Annotated in this window: 13 protein-coding genes, 1 tRNA gene and 3 pseudogenes; 7 read left to right on the forward strand and 10 right to left on the reverse strand. The window is 73.8% G+C overall.

Going from position 1 to position 16047, the window contains the following annotated elements; translation table 11 throughout:
* A partial coding sequence (locus DEP02_RS31640) for an AI-2E family transporter (protein WP_232839366.1) occupies positions 1-1131 on the forward strand: 1131 nt, incomplete at its 5' end.
* An 82-nt stretch (positions 1132-1213) separates the two neighbouring features.
* Positions 1214-1627, forward strand: coding sequence for an SRPBCC family protein (locus DEP02_RS31645; protein ID WP_112471110.1), 414 nt, complete (start codon positions 1214-1216; stop codon positions 1625-1627).
* Positions 1628-1651: 24 nt separating this feature from the next.
* Here DEP02_RS31645 and DEP02_RS31650 read toward each other — a convergent pair whose 3' ends face one another.
* On the reverse strand, positions 1652-2296 hold the full coding sequence (locus DEP02_RS31650) for a hypothetical protein (protein WP_112471111.1): 645 nt from the start codon (positions 2294-2296) through the stop codon (positions 1652-1654).
* A 188-nt stretch (positions 2297-2484) separates the two neighbouring features.
* Here DEP02_RS31650 and selA point away from each other — a divergent pair, with 188 nt between their 5' ends.
* Positions 2485-3807 (forward strand): L-seryl-tRNA(Sec) selenium transferase, encoded by a 1323-nt coding sequence (selA, locus tag DEP02_RS31655; RefSeq protein ID WP_112471112.1) that lies wholly within the window; start codon positions 2485-2487, stop codon positions 3805-3807.
* 7 nt (positions 3808-3814) lie between these two features.
* Positions 3815-4291, forward strand: a pseudogene (locus DEP02_RS35175) (GTP-binding protein); the annotation flags it as partial.
* 452 nt (positions 4292-4743) lie between these two features.
* Here the strand turns inward: DEP02_RS35175 and DEP02_RS35180 are convergent.
* A complete protein-coding gene (locus tag DEP02_RS35180) occupies positions 4744-4968 on the reverse strand; it encodes a hypothetical protein (RefSeq protein WP_232839367.1) in 225 nt (74 codons plus the stop codon).
* A gap of 118 nt (positions 4969-5086) precedes the next feature.
* Here DEP02_RS35180 and DEP02_RS35185 point away from each other — a divergent pair.
* Positions 5087-5563: pseudogene (locus DEP02_RS35185) on the forward strand (SelB domain-containing protein); the annotation flags it as partial.
* A gap of 37 nt (positions 5564-5600) precedes the next feature.
* Here DEP02_RS35185 and DEP02_RS33775 read toward each other — a convergent pair.
* Positions 5601-5694 (reverse strand) — tRNA-Sec (locus DEP02_RS33775).
* Between the two features lie 90 nt (positions 5695-5784).
* On the opposite strand from DEP02_RS33775, the gene selD reads away from it, so the two are divergent.
* Positions 5785-6807: a selenide, water dikinase SelD gene (gene selD / locus DEP02_RS31665; protein ID WP_112471114.1), complete on the forward strand. Its 1023-nt coding sequence runs from the start codon at positions 5785-5787 to the stop codon at positions 6805-6807.
* Between the two features lie 34 nt (positions 6808-6841).
* On the opposite strand, the gene fdh is transcribed toward selD, so the two are convergent.
* The 3 genes from fdh to tnpA form a co-directional block, all read right to left on the reverse strand.
* Positions 6842-10099, reverse strand: coding sequence for a formate dehydrogenase (gene fdh, locus DEP02_RS31670; protein WP_198668688.1), 3258 nt, complete (start codon positions 10097-10099; stop codon positions 6842-6844).
* Positions 10100-10148: 49 nt separating this feature from the next.
* Positions 10149-10361 (reverse strand): hypothetical protein, encoded by a 213-nt coding sequence (locus DEP02_RS31680; protein WP_112471117.1) that lies wholly within the window; start codon positions 10359-10361, stop codon positions 10149-10151.
* A 426-nt stretch (positions 10362-10787) separates the two neighbouring features.
* Positions 10788-11216: an IS200/IS605 family transposase gene (gene tnpA / locus DEP02_RS31685; RefSeq protein ID WP_112471118.1), complete on the reverse strand. Its 429-nt coding sequence runs from the start codon at positions 11214-11216 to the stop codon at positions 10788-10790.
* 24 nt (positions 11217-11240) lie between these two features.
* Between tnpA and DEP02_RS35990 the strand changes: the two genes are divergently transcribed.
* Positions 11241-12080, forward strand: a complete 840-nt coding sequence (locus DEP02_RS35990; RefSeq protein WP_500300220.1) for a hypothetical protein — start codon at positions 11241-11243, stop codon at positions 12078-12080.
* A gap of 41 nt (positions 12081-12121) precedes the next feature.
* On the opposite strand, the gene nrfD is transcribed toward DEP02_RS35990, so the two are convergent.
* The 4 genes and pseudogenes from nrfD to DEP02_RS31715 form a co-directional block, all read right to left on the reverse strand.
* Entirely contained in the window at positions 12122-13147 is a 1026-nt protein-coding gene (nrfD, locus tag DEP02_RS31700; RefSeq protein WP_198668689.1) for an NrfD/PsrC family molybdoenzyme membrane anchor subunit, read from the reverse strand.
* On the reverse strand, positions 13144-14190 hold the full coding sequence (locus DEP02_RS31705; protein WP_112471120.1) for a 4Fe-4S dicluster domain-containing protein: 1047 nt from the start codon (positions 14188-14190) through the stop codon (positions 13144-13146). Before DEP02_RS31705 ends, nrfD begins: the two co-directional genes overlap by 4 nt.
* Before the next feature lie 466 nt (positions 14191-14656).
* A pseudogene (locus tag DEP02_RS35950) lies at positions 14657-14911 on the reverse strand (cytochrome b N-terminal domain-containing protein); the annotation flags it as partial.
* Positions 14912-15098: 187 nt separating this feature from the next.
* Positions 15099-16047, reverse strand: a 949-nt coding sequence (locus DEP02_RS31715) for a ferritin-like domain-containing protein (protein WP_112471124.1), incomplete at its 5' end; no start/stop codon positions are given.

Raw genomic sequence — 16047 nt, forward strand, 5'->3', positions numbered from 1 at the left:
CGCCGGACGGGCGGCGTGGTGCTGGGCAGCCGCCCGGCGCACCCCGTACGCCTCCCGTCGCGCCCCCGGCCCGCTCCTGCCGCCGCGCAGGCCGCGCACCCGGTCACCTGGCTGCGCGTCGCCGCCGCCTACGCCTGGCGGCTCATCCTCGTCGGCATCGTCGTCTACGGCGTCTTCACCGTCCTCGGCCGCTTCCAGCTCATCGCCGTGGCCATCTTCCTGGCCCTGGTCATCACCTCGGTCCTGCGCCCCCTGACCGACCTGCTGAACCACCTCCTGCCACGGCCGCTCAGCATCGCCGTCGCCCTGGTCGGCAGCCTGCTCGCCCTGTTCACTCTGCTCGCCTTCGTGGGCAACCTGGTGGCGGGGGAGTCGGCGAAGCTGGCGAGCGAGTTCGGCGGCGGCATCCACCGGATCGAGCAGTGGCTCCAGCGCCCGCCGTTCCGGGTCGGTCCGGGCAAACTCACCGCCCTGCAGAAACAGGTCCTGTCCTACCTGTCCGCCCACCGCGCGGGCCTGGTCAACAGGGCCCTCAGCGGCTTCGGCCGGCTCGTGGAACTGGTCACGGCGGGCGCCCTCGCGCTCTTCTCGTCCGTCTTCTTCATCCATTCCGGCGAGAAACTCTGGCGGTGGGTGAGCGACGAGCTGCTGCCCCGCGGGGCCCGCCCGGTCTGGGACCGGGCGGGGCGGGCCGCCTGGCGGACCTTCGCCGGATACACCCGCGGCATCTTCATCGTGGCCGCCACCAACGCCGTACTCGTCGGTGCCGCACTGCTGCTGCTGCGCGTACCGCTCGCGCTGCCGTTGATGCTGCTGGAGTTCTTCGCCGCGTTCGTGCCGCTGGTCGGGTCGCCGATCGCGCTCGGCGTGGCCACGGTGGTGGCCCTCGCCGGGCGCGGCCCGCTCACCGCGTTGGCCGTGCTCGCCCTGATCGTCGTCATCGGCCAGATCGAGGGACACCTGCTCCACCCCCTGGTCATGAGCTGGGCGGTCCGTCTGCACCCCCTCGTCGTCGCCGTCTCCGTCATCGCGGGCAGCATCGTCGGGGGCATCATCGGCGCCGTCGTCGCCGTCCCGTTCGTCTCGGTCGTCTGGGCGGTCCTGCGCGCCCTGCGCCCCGCTCCGACCTGACGCCCCGGACCGGGGCTTTTCGGCCGCGTCGGAGGGGGCACGCGGTCGAGGTAGGACCCCCGAGCGGAGGAACGGTGCCGTCATGGCCGAGTACGAACGTTCACGCACCATGCCCGCAGCGCCCGAGCACGTCTTCGACCAGGCCGCCAACGTCGCCCAGCTCGACGCCTGGCTGCCCGACGCCCTGCACGTGCACCCCGAGGAGCCGCCCGCCGTCACCGTGCACGAGGATCACACCGGCGAGGACACCTCCGCCCTGCTGCGTGCCGAACGCGACCAGATGCGCATCGAGTGGGGCACCCGCGAGCAGGGCGGCTACGCGGGCTGGCTCCAGGTCGCCGGTCTCGGCAGCGGGGCCAGTGAGGTGACCGCCCACCTGTCGTTCTTCGACGACACGCACGACCCGGGCGAACGAGCCGCCCGCGACGCCCTCGACAGCAGCCTGCGCCGCCTGGAGGAGCAGGTGCGCCTGCGCACCGAGAACACGGCCGGCTGAGCGGGCCGGCGCCCGCCGCGTCGGTCACCGCGCCGCCGACCGGGGAGGAGACCCCGTACGCGGACCGGCCACCGTGGTGGTGACGCGCACCAGGCAGGGCCTGCGCGGGGTCGACCCGAAACCGAAGCGCACGGGCGGTACGACCGCCGCCTGCGGCCCGAGGTCCTCGCCCTCGAAGACGGCGTCGGCGCCCCTGACCGGGCGCAGGTCCCGCGCGCCGTACCATTCGTGGCGCCCGCCGCCGGCCGTGCCGTGGGTGCGTACGCCCCGCAGCAGGCGTGCGGGCAGGTTCACCGCCTCGATCCAGCGCGGACGGGCGGCGAGCACCCGCGGCACGGCGCGCAGCGCAAGCCCCGGCGGGCCCCGCCGGCCGGTGGTGAAACGCAGGGTCAGCGAGTCGGAGGTGACGGTCCAGCGGTCACCCCGGACCGTCACCCGGACCGGCTCGGTGCGCACCTCGTCGAAGACGTAGGTGGCGGCGATGAAGCGCGCCGTCCTGCGGTCGGGGGCCAGCAGCACGCGATGCCCGTCGGGCCGCTCGACCATCACGTCGCCGAACGGCCCGAACGGCGAGTGCGTCCAGCAGCCCAGCACGAGACGCGTGCCGGAGGCCGTGCCGACTCCGGCGATATGACCGTCGAAGATCCACCGCGTGCGTCCCCTGTCCATCCGGCACCTCTTCACTCCTGCCGTCGACGCGCCGGCCAGGACCTGTGCGGGTTCCCGTGTCGCAGCCCGGGTACACGAGCGGCTGCCCGGTGGTGCGGTACGGCGTGTCGTGCGGACCGCCGCGGGCGCTGGGAGACGATGGGCGTGCCGGGACAGCCACGAGGTCGCGCCGGGGACGGAGGGGCCTGATGGAGCAACAGGTCATGGGGCAGGTGAGCGACGCCCGGCGGCGGATCCCCCGCACCGACGCCGTGCTGCGGGACCCGCGCCTGGTGGACGCGGCGGGCCGGCTCGGGCCCGGACCGGTCAAGGCCGCGGTCCGGCAGGCCCAGGAGCGGGCACGCCACGGCGCCCTCGCCCCCGAGGAGGTGGCGGACACCGCCGTGGCGCTGCTGCCGCGCGCGGCCGGCGGACTGCGCCCGGTGATCAACGCCACCGGGGTGCTGCTGCACACCAACCTCGGCCGGGCCTCCCTGTCCGCGGCGGCCCGGCAGGCGGTGCTGGACGCCGCCGGACCCACGGACGTCGAGCTGGACCTGCGGACCGGTGCGCGGGCCCGCCGGGGCCGCACCGCCCTGGAAGCGCTGCGCGACCGGGTGCCGTCCGCCGCGGCGGCGCACGTCGTCAACAACGGCGCCGCCGCCCTCGTCCTCGCCGCCACCGCCCTCGCCGCAGGCCGGGAGATCGTCATCAGCCGGGGCGAGATGGTGGAGATCGGGGACGGCTTCCGGCTGCCGGACCTGCTGGTCTCCACCGGGGCACGGCTCCGCGAGGTCGGCACCACGAACCGTACGACCGTCGAGGACTACGCCGCCGCGATCGGCCCCGAAACGGCCTTCGTGCTGAAGGTGCACCCCTCCAACTTCCGCATCACCGGCTTCACCCGTGCCGCCGGCATCCGCGAGCTGGCGGCGCTGGACGTGCCGGTGGTCGTCGACATCGGCTCCGGGCTGCTCGCCCCCCACCCGCTGCTGCCCGAGGAGCCGGACGCCGAGACCCGGTTGAGGGCCGGCGCGGCCCTGGTCACCGCCAGCGGGGACAAGCTGCTCGGCGGCCCCCAGTGCGGACTGCTCCTCGGTGACACGGACCTCGTACGCACCCTGTCCCGGCACCCCCTGGCCCGTGCCCTGCGGGTGGACAAGCTCACCCTGGCCGCCCTGGAGGCGACCCTGACGGGCCCCGACACCCCCACCGCCGTGTCCCTCACCGCCGACGCGGACCGGCTCATGCACCGCGCCGAACGGCTCGCCGCCGCGCTGGCCGCCACCGGCATCGACGTCCGGGCCGTCACCGGCGTCGCCACGGTCGGCGGTGGCGGCGCGCCCGGCGTGACGCTGCCCAGCGCCGCCCTGTCCCTGCCGGAGCCGTACGCCGCCGTACTGCGTACCGGTCCGGTGCCGGTCGTGGGGCGGCTGGAGGGCGGGCGGTGCCTGCTGGACCTGCGGGCGGTGCCCGAGGAGGACGACGCACGGCTGGCCGGGGCCGTGCGGTCGGCCGCGGCGGAAAGGTAGGCGGGCCATGCGGGTACTGGCCACCGCGGGACACGTCGACCACGGCAAGTCGGCCCTGGTGCGGGCGCTGACCGGAATGGAGCCCGACCGCTACGAGGAGGAGAGGCGCCGGGGGCTCACCCTCGACCTCGGCTTCGTGTGGACCCGGCTCGACGACGACGGCGAGCACCTCGCCTTCGTCGACGTACCGGGGCACGAGAAGTTCGTGGCCACCATGCTGGCCGGGGTCGGCCCCGTGCCCGCCGTGCTGTTCGTGGTCGCCGCCGACCAGGGTTGGCAGCCGCAGTCCGAGGAACACCTGGCGATCCTCGACGCGCTCGGCGTACGGCACGCCGTCCTCGCCGTGACCCGCAGCGACCTGGCCGACCCCGGTCCGGTGCACGCCGACGCCCTCGCACGGCTGGCCCGGACCTCGCTGGGCGCCGTGCCGTCCGTCGCGGTGAGCGCGGTGACCGGCGCCGGACTGGACGAGCTGCGCACCGCACTGGCCCGGCTGGCCCGCGCGCTGCCCGTGCCGCCCGCCGACGCGGACGTACGGCTGTGGCTGGACCGCGCCTTCACCGTGCGCGGGCACGGCACCGTGGTGACCGGCACCCTCGGTGCGGGCACCCTGCGCGTCGGCGACCGGCTGGTGACCGGGGACGGCCCGGTCCCCCTGAGGGTGCGCGGGCTGCAGTGCCTGCAACAGCAGCGCAGCGCCGTCAGCGGGGTCGCACGGGTCGCGGTCAACGTGCACGGTCCGCTCGGCGGGGAGCTGCGGCGCGGACAGGTGCTGCTGGCCCCGGACCGCTGGCTGCTCACCGACCGGATCGACGTCCGCGTCACCGGCGAGCCGGTCGACGAACTGCCCCGCACCGCCGGCCTGCACATCGGCACGGCGGCCGTCGAGGTCACCGTCCGCCCCCTGGGTGAGGACACCGCCAGGCTGACCCTGCGTCACCCGCTGCCGCTGCGCGTCGGGGACCGGGCGGTCCTGCGCGAGCCGGGCGGGCGGCGCATGCCCTGCGCGGCGACCGTGCTCGACGTGTGCCCGCCGGACCTGACCCGCCGGGGCGCCGGGCGGGCCAGGGCGGCGGAGCTGGCCACGATGACGGGCCGTCCCGACGGCGCGGCGGAGCTGCGGCGCCGCGGGCTCGTCCGCCGCTCCCGCCTGCTGGCCATGGGCGTATCCCCGCCCTGTCCGCCCGTCACCGGGGACTGGCTGGCCGACCGGGACCACTGGGCCCGGCTGCGCGAGCGGCTGGTCGCCGAGGTCGAGCGGTACGCACACCGGCACCCCATGGAGCCGGGGCTGCCGACGGAAGCGGCCCGGCACCTGCTCGGCCTGCCCGACCGGGCCCTGGTGGACGCACTCGCCCGGACCCCCGGCGAGCCACGGCTGCAGCGGCGCGACGGGCGCCTGTACGGCCCCGCCGGCACCGGCCCCACCCTGCCCCCGCCGGTCCGGGCGGCCGTCGACGCGGTGCGGCGCGAGCTGGAACGGGCGCCGTTCCGCGCGCCGGAGGCCGACCGCCTCGCCCAACTCGGGCTCAACCGCAAGGCCGTGGCCGCGGCCGTCTCCGCGGGCGCGCTGCTGCGGGTCGGCGAGGGGATCGTGCTGCTGCCGGGGGCGGACGTCCGGGCCGCCGCGGTGCTGCGCCGCCTGCCGCAGCCCTTCACGCTCAGCGAGGCGCGCAAGGCGCTCGACACCACCCGCAGGGTCGCCGTGCCGCTGCTGGAGTTCCTCGACGCCCGCGGCCACACCGAGCGGGTGGACGACCAGCGCAGACGCTGCCGGGCGGACACCGGGGGAAGCGGAGGCGGACGGGAATCGAACCCGCCTGCCCGAGATCCTCGGGCACCTCGGTTTTGAAGACCGGGAGGGCCACCAGGCACCCACACGCCTCCACCGGCCGCCAGGCTACCGGAAGGGTCCCGGCGGGCCGCGCAGGCGACGGAAACAGACGACGGAAACCGGCTGAGATCAGGAGACCCGGAATGACCGCCACCGCTGACACCCCCGTACGGCTCACGCAGTTCGCCCACGGCGGCGGCTGCGCCTGCAAGATCCCGCCGGGCGAGCTGGAGGACGTGCTCGGCGGACTGTCGGCGGCGCTTCCCGCCGCCGGCGACACCCCGCTGCTGGTCGGTCTGGCCACGGGCGACGACGCCGCCGTCGTCACGCTGCCCGCGCAGGGCGGCGCCGCGCAGGCGGTGGTCGCCACCGCCGACTTCTTCACCCCGGTGGTCGACGACCCCTACGACTGGGGACGCATCGCCGCCGCCAACGCCCTGTCGGACGTGTACGCGATGGGCGGCCGTCCCGTCGTGGCGGTCAACCTGCTGGCCTGGCCGCGTGACGTCCTGCCCTTCGACCTGGCCCGCGAGGTGCTGCGCGGCGGGCTGGAGATCGCCGCCGAGGCCGGCTGCCACGTGGGCGGCGGGCACAGCGTCGACGACCCCGAACCCAAGTACGGCATGGCCGTCACCGGCCTCGCGGACCCGGAGCGGCTGCTGCGCAACGACGCGGGACGCCCCGGACTGCCCCTGACGCTGACCAAGCCCCTCGGCCTGGGCGTGCTGAACAACCGCCACAAGGCCACCGGCGAGCGGTTCGAGCAGGCCGTCGCCACCATGGTGGCCCTCAACCGCGACGCCTGCGCCGCCGCCCTGGCCGCCGGTGCCTCCTGCGCCACCGACGTGACGGGCTTCGGCCTCCTCGGCCACCTGCACAAACTGGCCCGCGCCTCGGGTGTGACGGCCGTGGTCGACACCGCCGCCGTGCCCTATGTGGACGGCGCCCGGGAGGCCGTACGCGACGGCCACGTCAGCGGCGGCACCCGGCGGAACCTTCAGTGGGTGGCCCCGCACACCGACTTCGGCGACACGGACACCGACACCCGCCTCCTCCTGGCCGACGCCCAGACCTCCGGCGGCCTCCTGGTCGCCGGCGAGGTCCCCGGCCACCCGGTGATCGGCGAACTCGTCCCGCGAGGACCCCACTCGGTCGTGCTGAGGTGACCGGTCACCCGCCCTGGGCCACCGGTCACCCCGGTCAGGGCTCCGTCCCGGTCTGTGCGTCGATGCCCGCGCGGGCCCGGTAGGAACGGACCAGTTCCGGAGCGGCCGGACCCCTCGGGCGGCGGCCCGGGCGGATGTCGACGGCGAACGCCTTGGTCTCCTGGATGTGGGTGTTGGGGTCGAGGGACAGGTGCAGCAGCTCGTTGGCGGCGTCGCCGGTGCTGTAGCCGTTCGGCCCCCAGTGGTAGGGCAGGCCCACCTGGTGCAGGGTGCGGCCGTGCACCGTCAGCGGCGGCACCCGGTCGGTGACCAGCACCCGCGCCTCGATCACCCCCCGGGCGCTGACGATCGTCGCCCAGCCGGTGTGCTCCAGACCCCGCTCGGCGGCCAGCTCCGGCGACACCTCGCAGAAGAACTCCGGCTGCAGCTCCGCCAGATACGGCAGCCAGCGCGTCATACCGCCCGCGGTGTGGTGTTCGGTCAGCCGGTAGGTGGTCGCCACGAACGGGAACACCTCCGAGCCCGGCTCACCAGCGCTCGGCTGATAGCGGTTGTCCGGGTGCGGCGGCATCAACTGCCGTACCGGATTGCGCTGCTGGCCGTACAGCAGGTTGGGGAACGGCGAGTCCTGCGGTTCGTAGTGCGTCGGCAGCGGCCCGTCGGTCAGCCCGGCCGGCACGTACAGCCACGCCTTGCCGTCGGCCTGCATCACGAACGCGTCGGTGCCCGACAGCGCCTCGGCGGCGGTCGCGCCCGGCGGAGGCCGGTGGTACGGGGACTTGTCCTTGGAGAAGTCGGCGATGTCGTGGCCCGTCCACTCCGCCTCGTCCTCGTCCCACCACACCAGCGCCTTGCGCTCGCTCCACGGCTTGCCGTCCGGGTCCGCCGAGGCCCGGTTGTAGAGGATCCGGCGGTTGGCCGGCCAGGCCCAGCCCCACTCGCCCGCCACCCAGTTCTGCTCCTTGCCCGGCTTGCGGCGGGCGGCCTGGTTGACGCCGTCGGCGTAGACACCGCAGTAGATCCAGCAGCCGCAGGCGGTGGATCCGTCGGGGTTCAGCTGCTCGTAGGAGGCCAGCGGGTTGCCCTCGGCGTCGTAGCCGTTGATCTCGGCGAGCACCGTCTCCGCCTCGGGCTCGGCGATCTCGCCCTTCGTGGGGTAGTCCCAGGTCAGGTCGAGCACCGGCCGGTCCATCGGGTCGGTGGACCCGGCGAGCTTCTGCCGGATCAGCCGGCCGAGGTGGAAGGTGAACCACAGGTCGCTGCGCGCCTCGCCGGGCGGCTCGACGGCCTGGTGGTGCCACTGCAGCAGCCGCTGGGTGTTGGTGAAGCTGCCGTCCTTCTCGGTGTGCGCGGCGGCCGGCAGGAAGAACACCTCGGTGCGGATGTCCTCCGTGCGCAGCTCCCCGGTCTCGATCTCCGGCCCGTCCTTCCACCAGGTGGCCGACTCGATCAGGGAGAAGTCCCGTACGACCAGCCAGTCCAGGTTGGCCATGCCCAGGCGGTGCATCTTGGCGTTGGCGGAGCCGACCGTGGGGTTCTCGCCCATCAGGAAGTAGCCCTTGCAGACGCCCTCCATCTGGGCCATCACCGTCTCGTACGTGGAGTGCGAGCCGGTCAGCCGCGGCAGGTAGTCGAAGCAGAAGTCGTTGTCCGGCGTCGCCGCGTCGCCCCAGTACGCCTTGAGCAGGCTCACCAGGTACGAGCGCATGTCGCCCCAGAAGCCCTTGCTCGCCGCCTCGGCGTGCACGAAGGAGTCCAGGTCCTCGTTCTTGTGCGCGTGCGGCATCGGGATGTACCCGGGCAGCAGGTTGAACAGGGTGGGGATGTCGGTCGACCCCTGGATCGAGGCGTGCCCGCGCAGCGCCATGATGCCGCCGCCGGGCCGGCCGATGTTGCCGAGCAGGGTCTGCAGCACGGCGGCCGCGCGGATGTACTGCACGCCGACGGTGTGCTGGGTCCAGCCCACCGCGTAGGCGAACGCGGTGGTCCGGTCCCGCCCGGAGTTCTCGGTCACCAGCTCGCACACCTGACGGAACAGCTCCTGCGGCACCCCGCAGATCCGCTCGACCATCTCGGGGGTGTAGCGGGCGTAGTGCCGCTTGAGCACCTGGAAGACGCACCGCGGGTGGGTCATGGTCTCGTCGCGTTCGGGTTCGCCCTCGCCGATGTCCGCGCCGCCCGACCCGTGGGCCTCGCCGCGTCCCGCCGTGGCCAGCGACTTGCCGCCGGTGCGCTTGCCGTACTCCTCGTCGCGCTGGCCGGAAGCCGCCTGCACCTCCATGCCCTCGTACTGCCAGCTGCTGTTGTCGTATTTGCGGCTGTCGGGATCCAGGCCGGAGAACACGCCGTTCAGGTCCTCGGTGTCCCGGAAGTCCTCGCTCAGCACCACGGGCCCGTTGGTGTAGGCCACGACGTAGTCACGGAAGTACCGGTCGTTGCTCAGGACGTAGTTGATGATCCCGCCGAGGAAGGCGATGTCCGAGCCCGCGCGCAGCGGCACGTGCACGTCGGCCAGCGCGCTGGTCCGGGTGAACCGCGGGTCGACGTGGACCACCTTCGCGCCGCGGGCCTTGGCCTCCATCACCCACTGGAACCCGACCGGATGGCACTCGGCCATGTTCGAGCCCTGGATGACGATGCAGTCGGAGTTCTGCAGGTCCTGCTGGAAGGTGGTCGCGCCGCCGCGGCCGAACGAGGTTCCCAGACTGGGAACGGTGGAGGAGTGTCAAACACGCGCCTGGTTCTCGATCTGGATCGCGCCCAGAGCGGTGAAGAGCTTCTTGATCAGGTAGTTCTCCTCGTTGTCCAGCGTCGCCCCGCCCAGGCTCGCGATCCCCAGCGTGCGCCGGGTGCGGACGTCGTCGACCTCCCACTGCCAGCCGGCCCGGCGGGCCTCGACCACCCGGTCGGCGATCATGTCCATCGCCGTGTCCAGGTCGAGCCGCTCCCACTCGGTGCCGTGCGGGCGCCGGTACAGGACGTGGTGCTCCCGCGCGCCGCCGGTGGTCAGCTGCAGGCTGGCCGCGCCCTTGGGACACAGCCGACCGCGGGAGATGGGGGAGTCGGGGTCGCCCTCGATCTGGGTGACCCGCTCGTCCTCGACGTAGACGTTCTGGCCGCAGCCCACGGCGCAGTACGGACAGATCGACTTCACCACCCGGTCGGCCGAGGCGACCCGGGGGGTGAGCCGCGAGCTGGGCCCGCTCTTGGCGGCGGCCCCGCGGCCCAGGGGATCGGTGCCCTTGAGCTGGCGGTAGACCGGCCAGGAGTCGATCCACGTGCGTACACCCATGAGAGGTAGCCCTTTCGGTGCTGCTGCCCGGTGTCGTGCGGCCGTTCGGTCAAGTGTCGTCCCGCTCCGTTCCCTCGCGGTCGGCGGGCCGGACGACCCTGGACCCCAACTGCTCGCGATCCTCCCGCGGCAGATTCTCGTGCAGCCGGGCGAAGACGGCATCCTCGAAGGCGACGTGCCGTCGCAGCTGGTTCCCGAGCTGCTCGGCCAGGTCGACGATGGGCTGCCGGCGCAGACGCTGGGCCTGGCTGCGGCTGGGCACGGCTCCCGTCTCCTTCTGGTCCGGCGGCTGGTGATGCGAAGTACCCCGGGCGTGGAGGGCGAAACCGGAAGCCTCCCGCGCGGAAGGCGCGAACCGTGGACGCCGGGGAGGCTCCAGCCTCCGGCATGACGGTGTGTCTGCTCGCAGACCATCCATCATGTCCGTAATACCCGAACGGCCATGGTTCCGCGGGGCGGGGACGGGAGTGATCGTATGGCTGCCGGGAGCTTTGGCCACGCGGCGGTGTTCAGGTGACCCAGCGCCGTATTTTCGGCAGTGCGTTCGCCCTGGAGTCCACGATTGCCGGGTCCGTGTTCCTGGTCGTGTGTGCCCTGCTCGGCCACGCGCTCCTCAGGCGGCGTGCCGGACGGCAGCCGACCGTCTCCCGGCGCGAAGCGTCGGAGCATCGCTGCAGGACAGGAAAGCTCACGCGGGGAGCTGCTGGTTCTCGATGTACTGGCGTACGGCGATCGGCGGTGCCCCGCCGCAACTCCCGGCGAAGTGCGCGCCGGGCCAGAAATGGCCGCCCCGCAGGTACCGGCGCGCGTGGGCGTCGTACTTCTTGCGCAGCAGCCGGGCGGAGTCGTCCTTGAGGGAGTTGGCCAGTTTGGAGGGCTGGACCTTGGGCGGGTAGTGCGCGAGCAGGTGCACGTGGTCGTCTTCGCCGTTGAGCTGCTTCAGCTCGGTCTCGAAGTCCTCGCACACCTCCTTCATGATCTGCTCGCACCGTCTCAGCGTGGCGTCGGTGAGGGCGCCGCGCCGGTATTTGGTGACGAACACCAAATGGACGTGAAGGTGGTGGACGACGTGAGGACCGGTGTGCACGTCAGGATGTGGATTCCACCGCGGCGACATGAACCCAATGGTTAGAGTGATCGCGTGACCACGGAGCGTGCGCAGCAGAAGCGGCTGTTCGGGCACCGTGCCCGGCTGGCGCTGACGCCTGCGCAGGTCCGGCTCGTCGACGCTCAGGCGCACGCCGCCCGTACGACGTGGAACCTGCTGCACGGCTGGTGGACGATGCTCCCCCAGGACAAGCGCACGCCGACCGCCGCCGATGCGGCGATCCGCCAGGCCCGCAAGGAGATCGACTGGCTCGCCGTCCTGCCCGCGCAGGTCGCGCAGGCGGTGCTGAAGACGTACCTCCAGGCGTGGAAGAACTGCTGGCAGGGGCGGGCCGACGCGCCCAACTTCAAGGCCCGCTTCCGCTGGACCAAGGACCTGCCCGTCGGCAAGGAGGCGAACGCCGACAACCGGATCATCGGCGCCCGTCTGATCAGGGACGTGCTCGGCTCCCCGCTGTGGCGGTGGGCGAGCCTGCCGGCGGGCGCCGCCCTGCCGCTGCTGCTGGTGGTGCACGCCTGGGCGGTGCTCGGCGGCCTGGCCGGGCTTGCGCCGCCGGCCGGCGCCTGGCTGGCGGAGCCGGCCCTGGTGGTGTCCGCGGTGCTCTTCTGGATCCCCGTCCTCGCCCGCACCCGGCACCGCCTGAGCGATCCCGGCCGGTGCCTGTACCTGTTCCTGGCGGCCCCGCTGCTGGATCTGCCCGCGGTCTGGGTGGTCGCCGTGGGCCGGCCGGCGGAGGGGATCGCCATGATCGTGGGCATGCTGCCCCTCGGCATCGCCGCGGCGGCGGTCACCTGGTCCTGGGTGAACCGCGAGGAACGGCTGGCCGTGAACGACCTCCCCCTGCCCCCGGCCGGTGCCCCGCATGCCCCCTGACGCCCGCCCGCACGCGGGGAAGCGCCGTGGGTGACCGGGCGTCAGCCCGCGCGGGTCCGCAGCCGTTCCCGCTGGGGTACGACCGTGTACTTGGGGTCCTCCGCGGAGGCCACGCCGGCGTGGAAGACGCCGAACCTGAGGGCTGCGGAGCCGGAGAGCAGCGCTGCCCCCGCCGCCACGGCCAGGGGACGGCTGCCCCGCCGGCCCGCGAGCGCGGACAGCGCCGCGCCGCCTGCCGTGAGGAGCTCCGCCGCACGCAGCAGCTTGTGCGGTCCGCCCTGCTCGAACGGCTCGGCCACCAGGCCCATCCGGCGCTTCATCAGCTGGAAGGTGCCCATCTCCAGTGCCGCACCGAGCACCGCCATGCGGCGCGCCGGGCCCGCCTGCCCGGTCGGCACACAGGCCAGGGCCAGCCCGGCCGCGGCGCTCGCGCCGGAACCGGCGAACACGAACGGCATCTCTCGGTAGCCCTCGTGCCACGAGGGCACCGCCGTGTCGGAGATCAGCACGGCGGTGTAGGTGGCCACCGCCGGACCCAGGACGGCGGCGGCCGCCGTGGCGCCGGCGCCCAGCATGCGGTAACGGCCCGTCACCTCGGCGGCCGCGGCGGCCACCGTCAGCGGCGCGTACCCGGCCAGCAGCCAGGAGCCCATGTTCATCGGCGAGGTCGGCTTGAAGACGCGGAGCATGTTGAGGAACCGGGCGGGCCGGCCGAGGTCGTGCACCAGCGCCGCCAGCGACGCGGAGATCGCCCCCGCCGCACCCAGCTTCGCCGCCCGGGCCAGCGCCGGCCGCCCCGTGGCCTGTGCCCCGGCCGCCAGCAGCGACGAGCCCCCGGCCAGCCCTCCGAGCCAGAGGTAGCCGGCGATGTCCAAGGGTTTCCAGGTGGGCTTGTTCAGGACCGGTTTGCCGTAGTAGGACGAGAACCGGGCCTCCGGCACCATCGGCTGCTCGCCGCGTCCACGGCGCCGCCTGTGCCGCCCGCGCCCGCCGCGAGCGCCCGTCAGGGCGTCCCGGCCCGGCTGCGATCCCCCGACACCCCCGCGGGTGACGTCCGATCCGCTCATCGTGGCCTCCTGACGAAACTGGCGATGCCCAGCGCGGCGAGCGAGGCGGCGGCCATCGCCGCGTGCCTCCACATCGCGGGCAGATCCCTGGTGGTGACCACCGGATCCGGTGGCAGGCCGTAGACCTCGGGCTCGTCGAGCAGCAGGAAGAACGCGCCGTCGCCGCCGACCCCGTCGTCCGGGCTCTCCCCGTACAGCCGCGCGTCCGTCACCCCGGCCGCGTGCAGCTGCGCCACCCGGGCGGCCGCCCGCTCCCGCAGCTCCTCCAGCGGGCCGAACTGGATGGAGTCGGTGGGACAGGCCTTGGCGCAGGCCGGCTCCATGCCGACGCCCAGCCGGTCGTAGCACAGCGTGCACTTCCAGACCCGCCCGTCCCCCTCACGCTGGTCGATCACCCCGTACGGGCAGGCGGGCACGCAGTACCCGCAGCCGTTGCACACGTCCTCCTGGACCACCACCGTGCCGAACTCGGTGCGGAACAACGCCCCCGTGGGACACACGTCCAGGCAGGCCGCGTGCGTGCAGTGCTTGCACACGTCGGAGGACATCAGCCAGCGCAGCTCGGTCCGCCCGTCCGGCGACACCGGGGAGATCTCCCCGGCCGGAGCGCCGGCCGGGGCCGACTCCGGCGGGGGCGCGGTGGCCCCGGGACCGGGGGAGGAGGGCGAGGCGCCCAGTTGCCGGGCGGCCTCGAACACGTCGAAGCCACCGTGGTGGACCCCGGGCTCCTGACCACCCAGCGGCTTGCGCTGCTCGATGAAGGCCACGTGCCGCCAGGTGTCGGCACCGAGCCCCTGGGTGTTGTCGTACGACATGCCGGTCAGCTCCAGGCCGTCCTCCGGCACCGCGTTCCACTCCTTGCACGCCACCTCGCAGGCCTTGCAGCCGATGCACACCGAGGTGTCGGTGAAGAAACCCATCCGGGGCGGGGCGTCGGGGTATCCGGCCGCCTCCGCCACGTTCGGCTGCGGCCCGAACAGCAGGTTCCCCGAGGGCGCGGCCCCGCCCGCCCCGTGCACCGCCGCCGTACTGCCTTCGGTCATGTCCGGACCTCCTCGCTCAGCTCTCACTGCTCTCCTCGGCCTCCTTCGGGCCGGCCCGCGCGATCTCGATCCGCTGCCGCTGCCACTCGGTGGCGGGCAGCTCCACCCGTTCGCCGAAGAACCACCGGCTCAGCGCGTTGCGGATCCGGTGCCTGCGGAACCAGCGCCAGACCTCCGTCCCGTGCGCCCGGGGCCGTGGCTCGTCCCGCACGAGGATGCGGTACGCCTCCTCCCCGGACAGCAGCGTCCGCGCCTCCTCGTAACCACCCCCGGACGTACGCCGCACCTGCGCCGTGACCCGGCCCTCCAGCAGCCGCCGGCGGCCGGCCGCCTGCAGCCCGAGGCAGGCCCGCTTGGTCGCGTGGTAGACCACGAACGGCACCACGAACACACCGGCGCGCAACCAGTGCGTCAGCAGCTCGAACGGGACGTGGAACACGTACGACAGGACGTCCTGACCGCCGGCCAGCAGCAGGATGTGGAACACGTACAGGCGCGGGATGATCTCGTGCCCGGGGTACTGGCCGCCGAAGACGAAGAACTGGAAGTAGGAGCCGACCACCGGGATCGACAGCATGATGTCCTGGGCGGTGCGCAGACCGGTGCCGGACAGCAGATCGTCGGGGAGCGAGTAGCCGCAGAAGCCCTCCAGCAGGGCGAGCCCGAACAGCGTCACCCCGATCATCCAGTTCGCCTCCCGCGGTCGGCGGAAGGCACCCGTTCGCCGCGTGCCGACAGCTCGTATGACGTGTCCTTGTCAGCTTCTGCCACGCCGTGCCCGCCTTCCTGCCGCCGTGTCAGTCCCGCACTCCCGGTGCTCGTTCTCGAGCCTGGCACGGGTGCCCGGACGCCGCGCGCCCGAAACGGCGCCCGGGCATACGCGGTGATGCGGTGGGGACGGTCGCGTGCTACATGAAGTTGCGGGTGTGCAGCGCCGACAGGGCGGCGGCCTCGTCGTCGGGGAAGCCCAGCCGGGACAGCCGGTGACGCCGCCCCTCGTCCATCTCCGCCTGCAGCCGCAGCACCGCCTGCCAGCCGCGGGCGATCGCCTCCGGCTCCCACGATCCGGCGGCCAGCAGCACGAGCGCGTCGAACACGTCCCGGTTCAGGCCCGCGGTGTCGGCCAGTACGTCGTGGCGGCGCTCCACGGCGGCCCGCAGCCGGCCGCGCAGCCGCGGGTCCACGCCGGCGCGGTGCTCCAGATGGCCCAGCCCGAAGGCGACGTGCCGGGCCTCGTCCTGCCGCACCAGACGGCTGATCCGGCGCGTCACCGGGTCCGGCGCGTGCCGGTCCAGGAACGTCAGCAGACTGAGGAAGCTGCCCTCCCCGAGCACGGACAGCAGGAACGACGCGACGGAGAAGTCGGGTTCGGCCAGCAGGGTCGCCAGCGACGCCCGGCCGCCCGCCGACGAGGTGCCCATCACGCCGCCCTTCAGCAGCGCCCGCCGGGTGAAGACCTCCACGTGCCGGGCCTCGTCGGCGGCCTGCACGGCCAGCAGCTGCAGCACCTCGCGGAAGTGCGGGTGCACCTGGACCAGCAGCCGCGCGGGCACGACCAGGGCCGCCTGCTCGTTCTCCACCAGGTACGTCATGACCTGGACGACGGCCGCCTCCACCTCGTCCGGCAGGGTGAACGGCGTCTGCCACGGCACCGCGGCCAGCGGGTCCCACTGCGCGGCGGCCGCCTGCCGGTACAGGCGCGGCGCGAGATCCGTCCAGGCCGTGTCCCGGTCGGTGACCGCGAACGGCAGCCGCGGCCCGCCCGCCTCCACCAGCGCACCGCGCGCCGCCAGCCCCCAGTGCGACGGCGCCCGGCCGGTCACCTGCCCCGCCCGCGGGTCCCCGGCCCGCTCGGCG

Source organism: Streptomyces triticisoli, assembly GCF_003270085.1.
GTDB classification, from domain to species: Bacteria; Actinomycetota; Actinomycetes; order Streptomycetales; family Streptomycetaceae; genus Streptomyces; species Streptomyces triticisoli.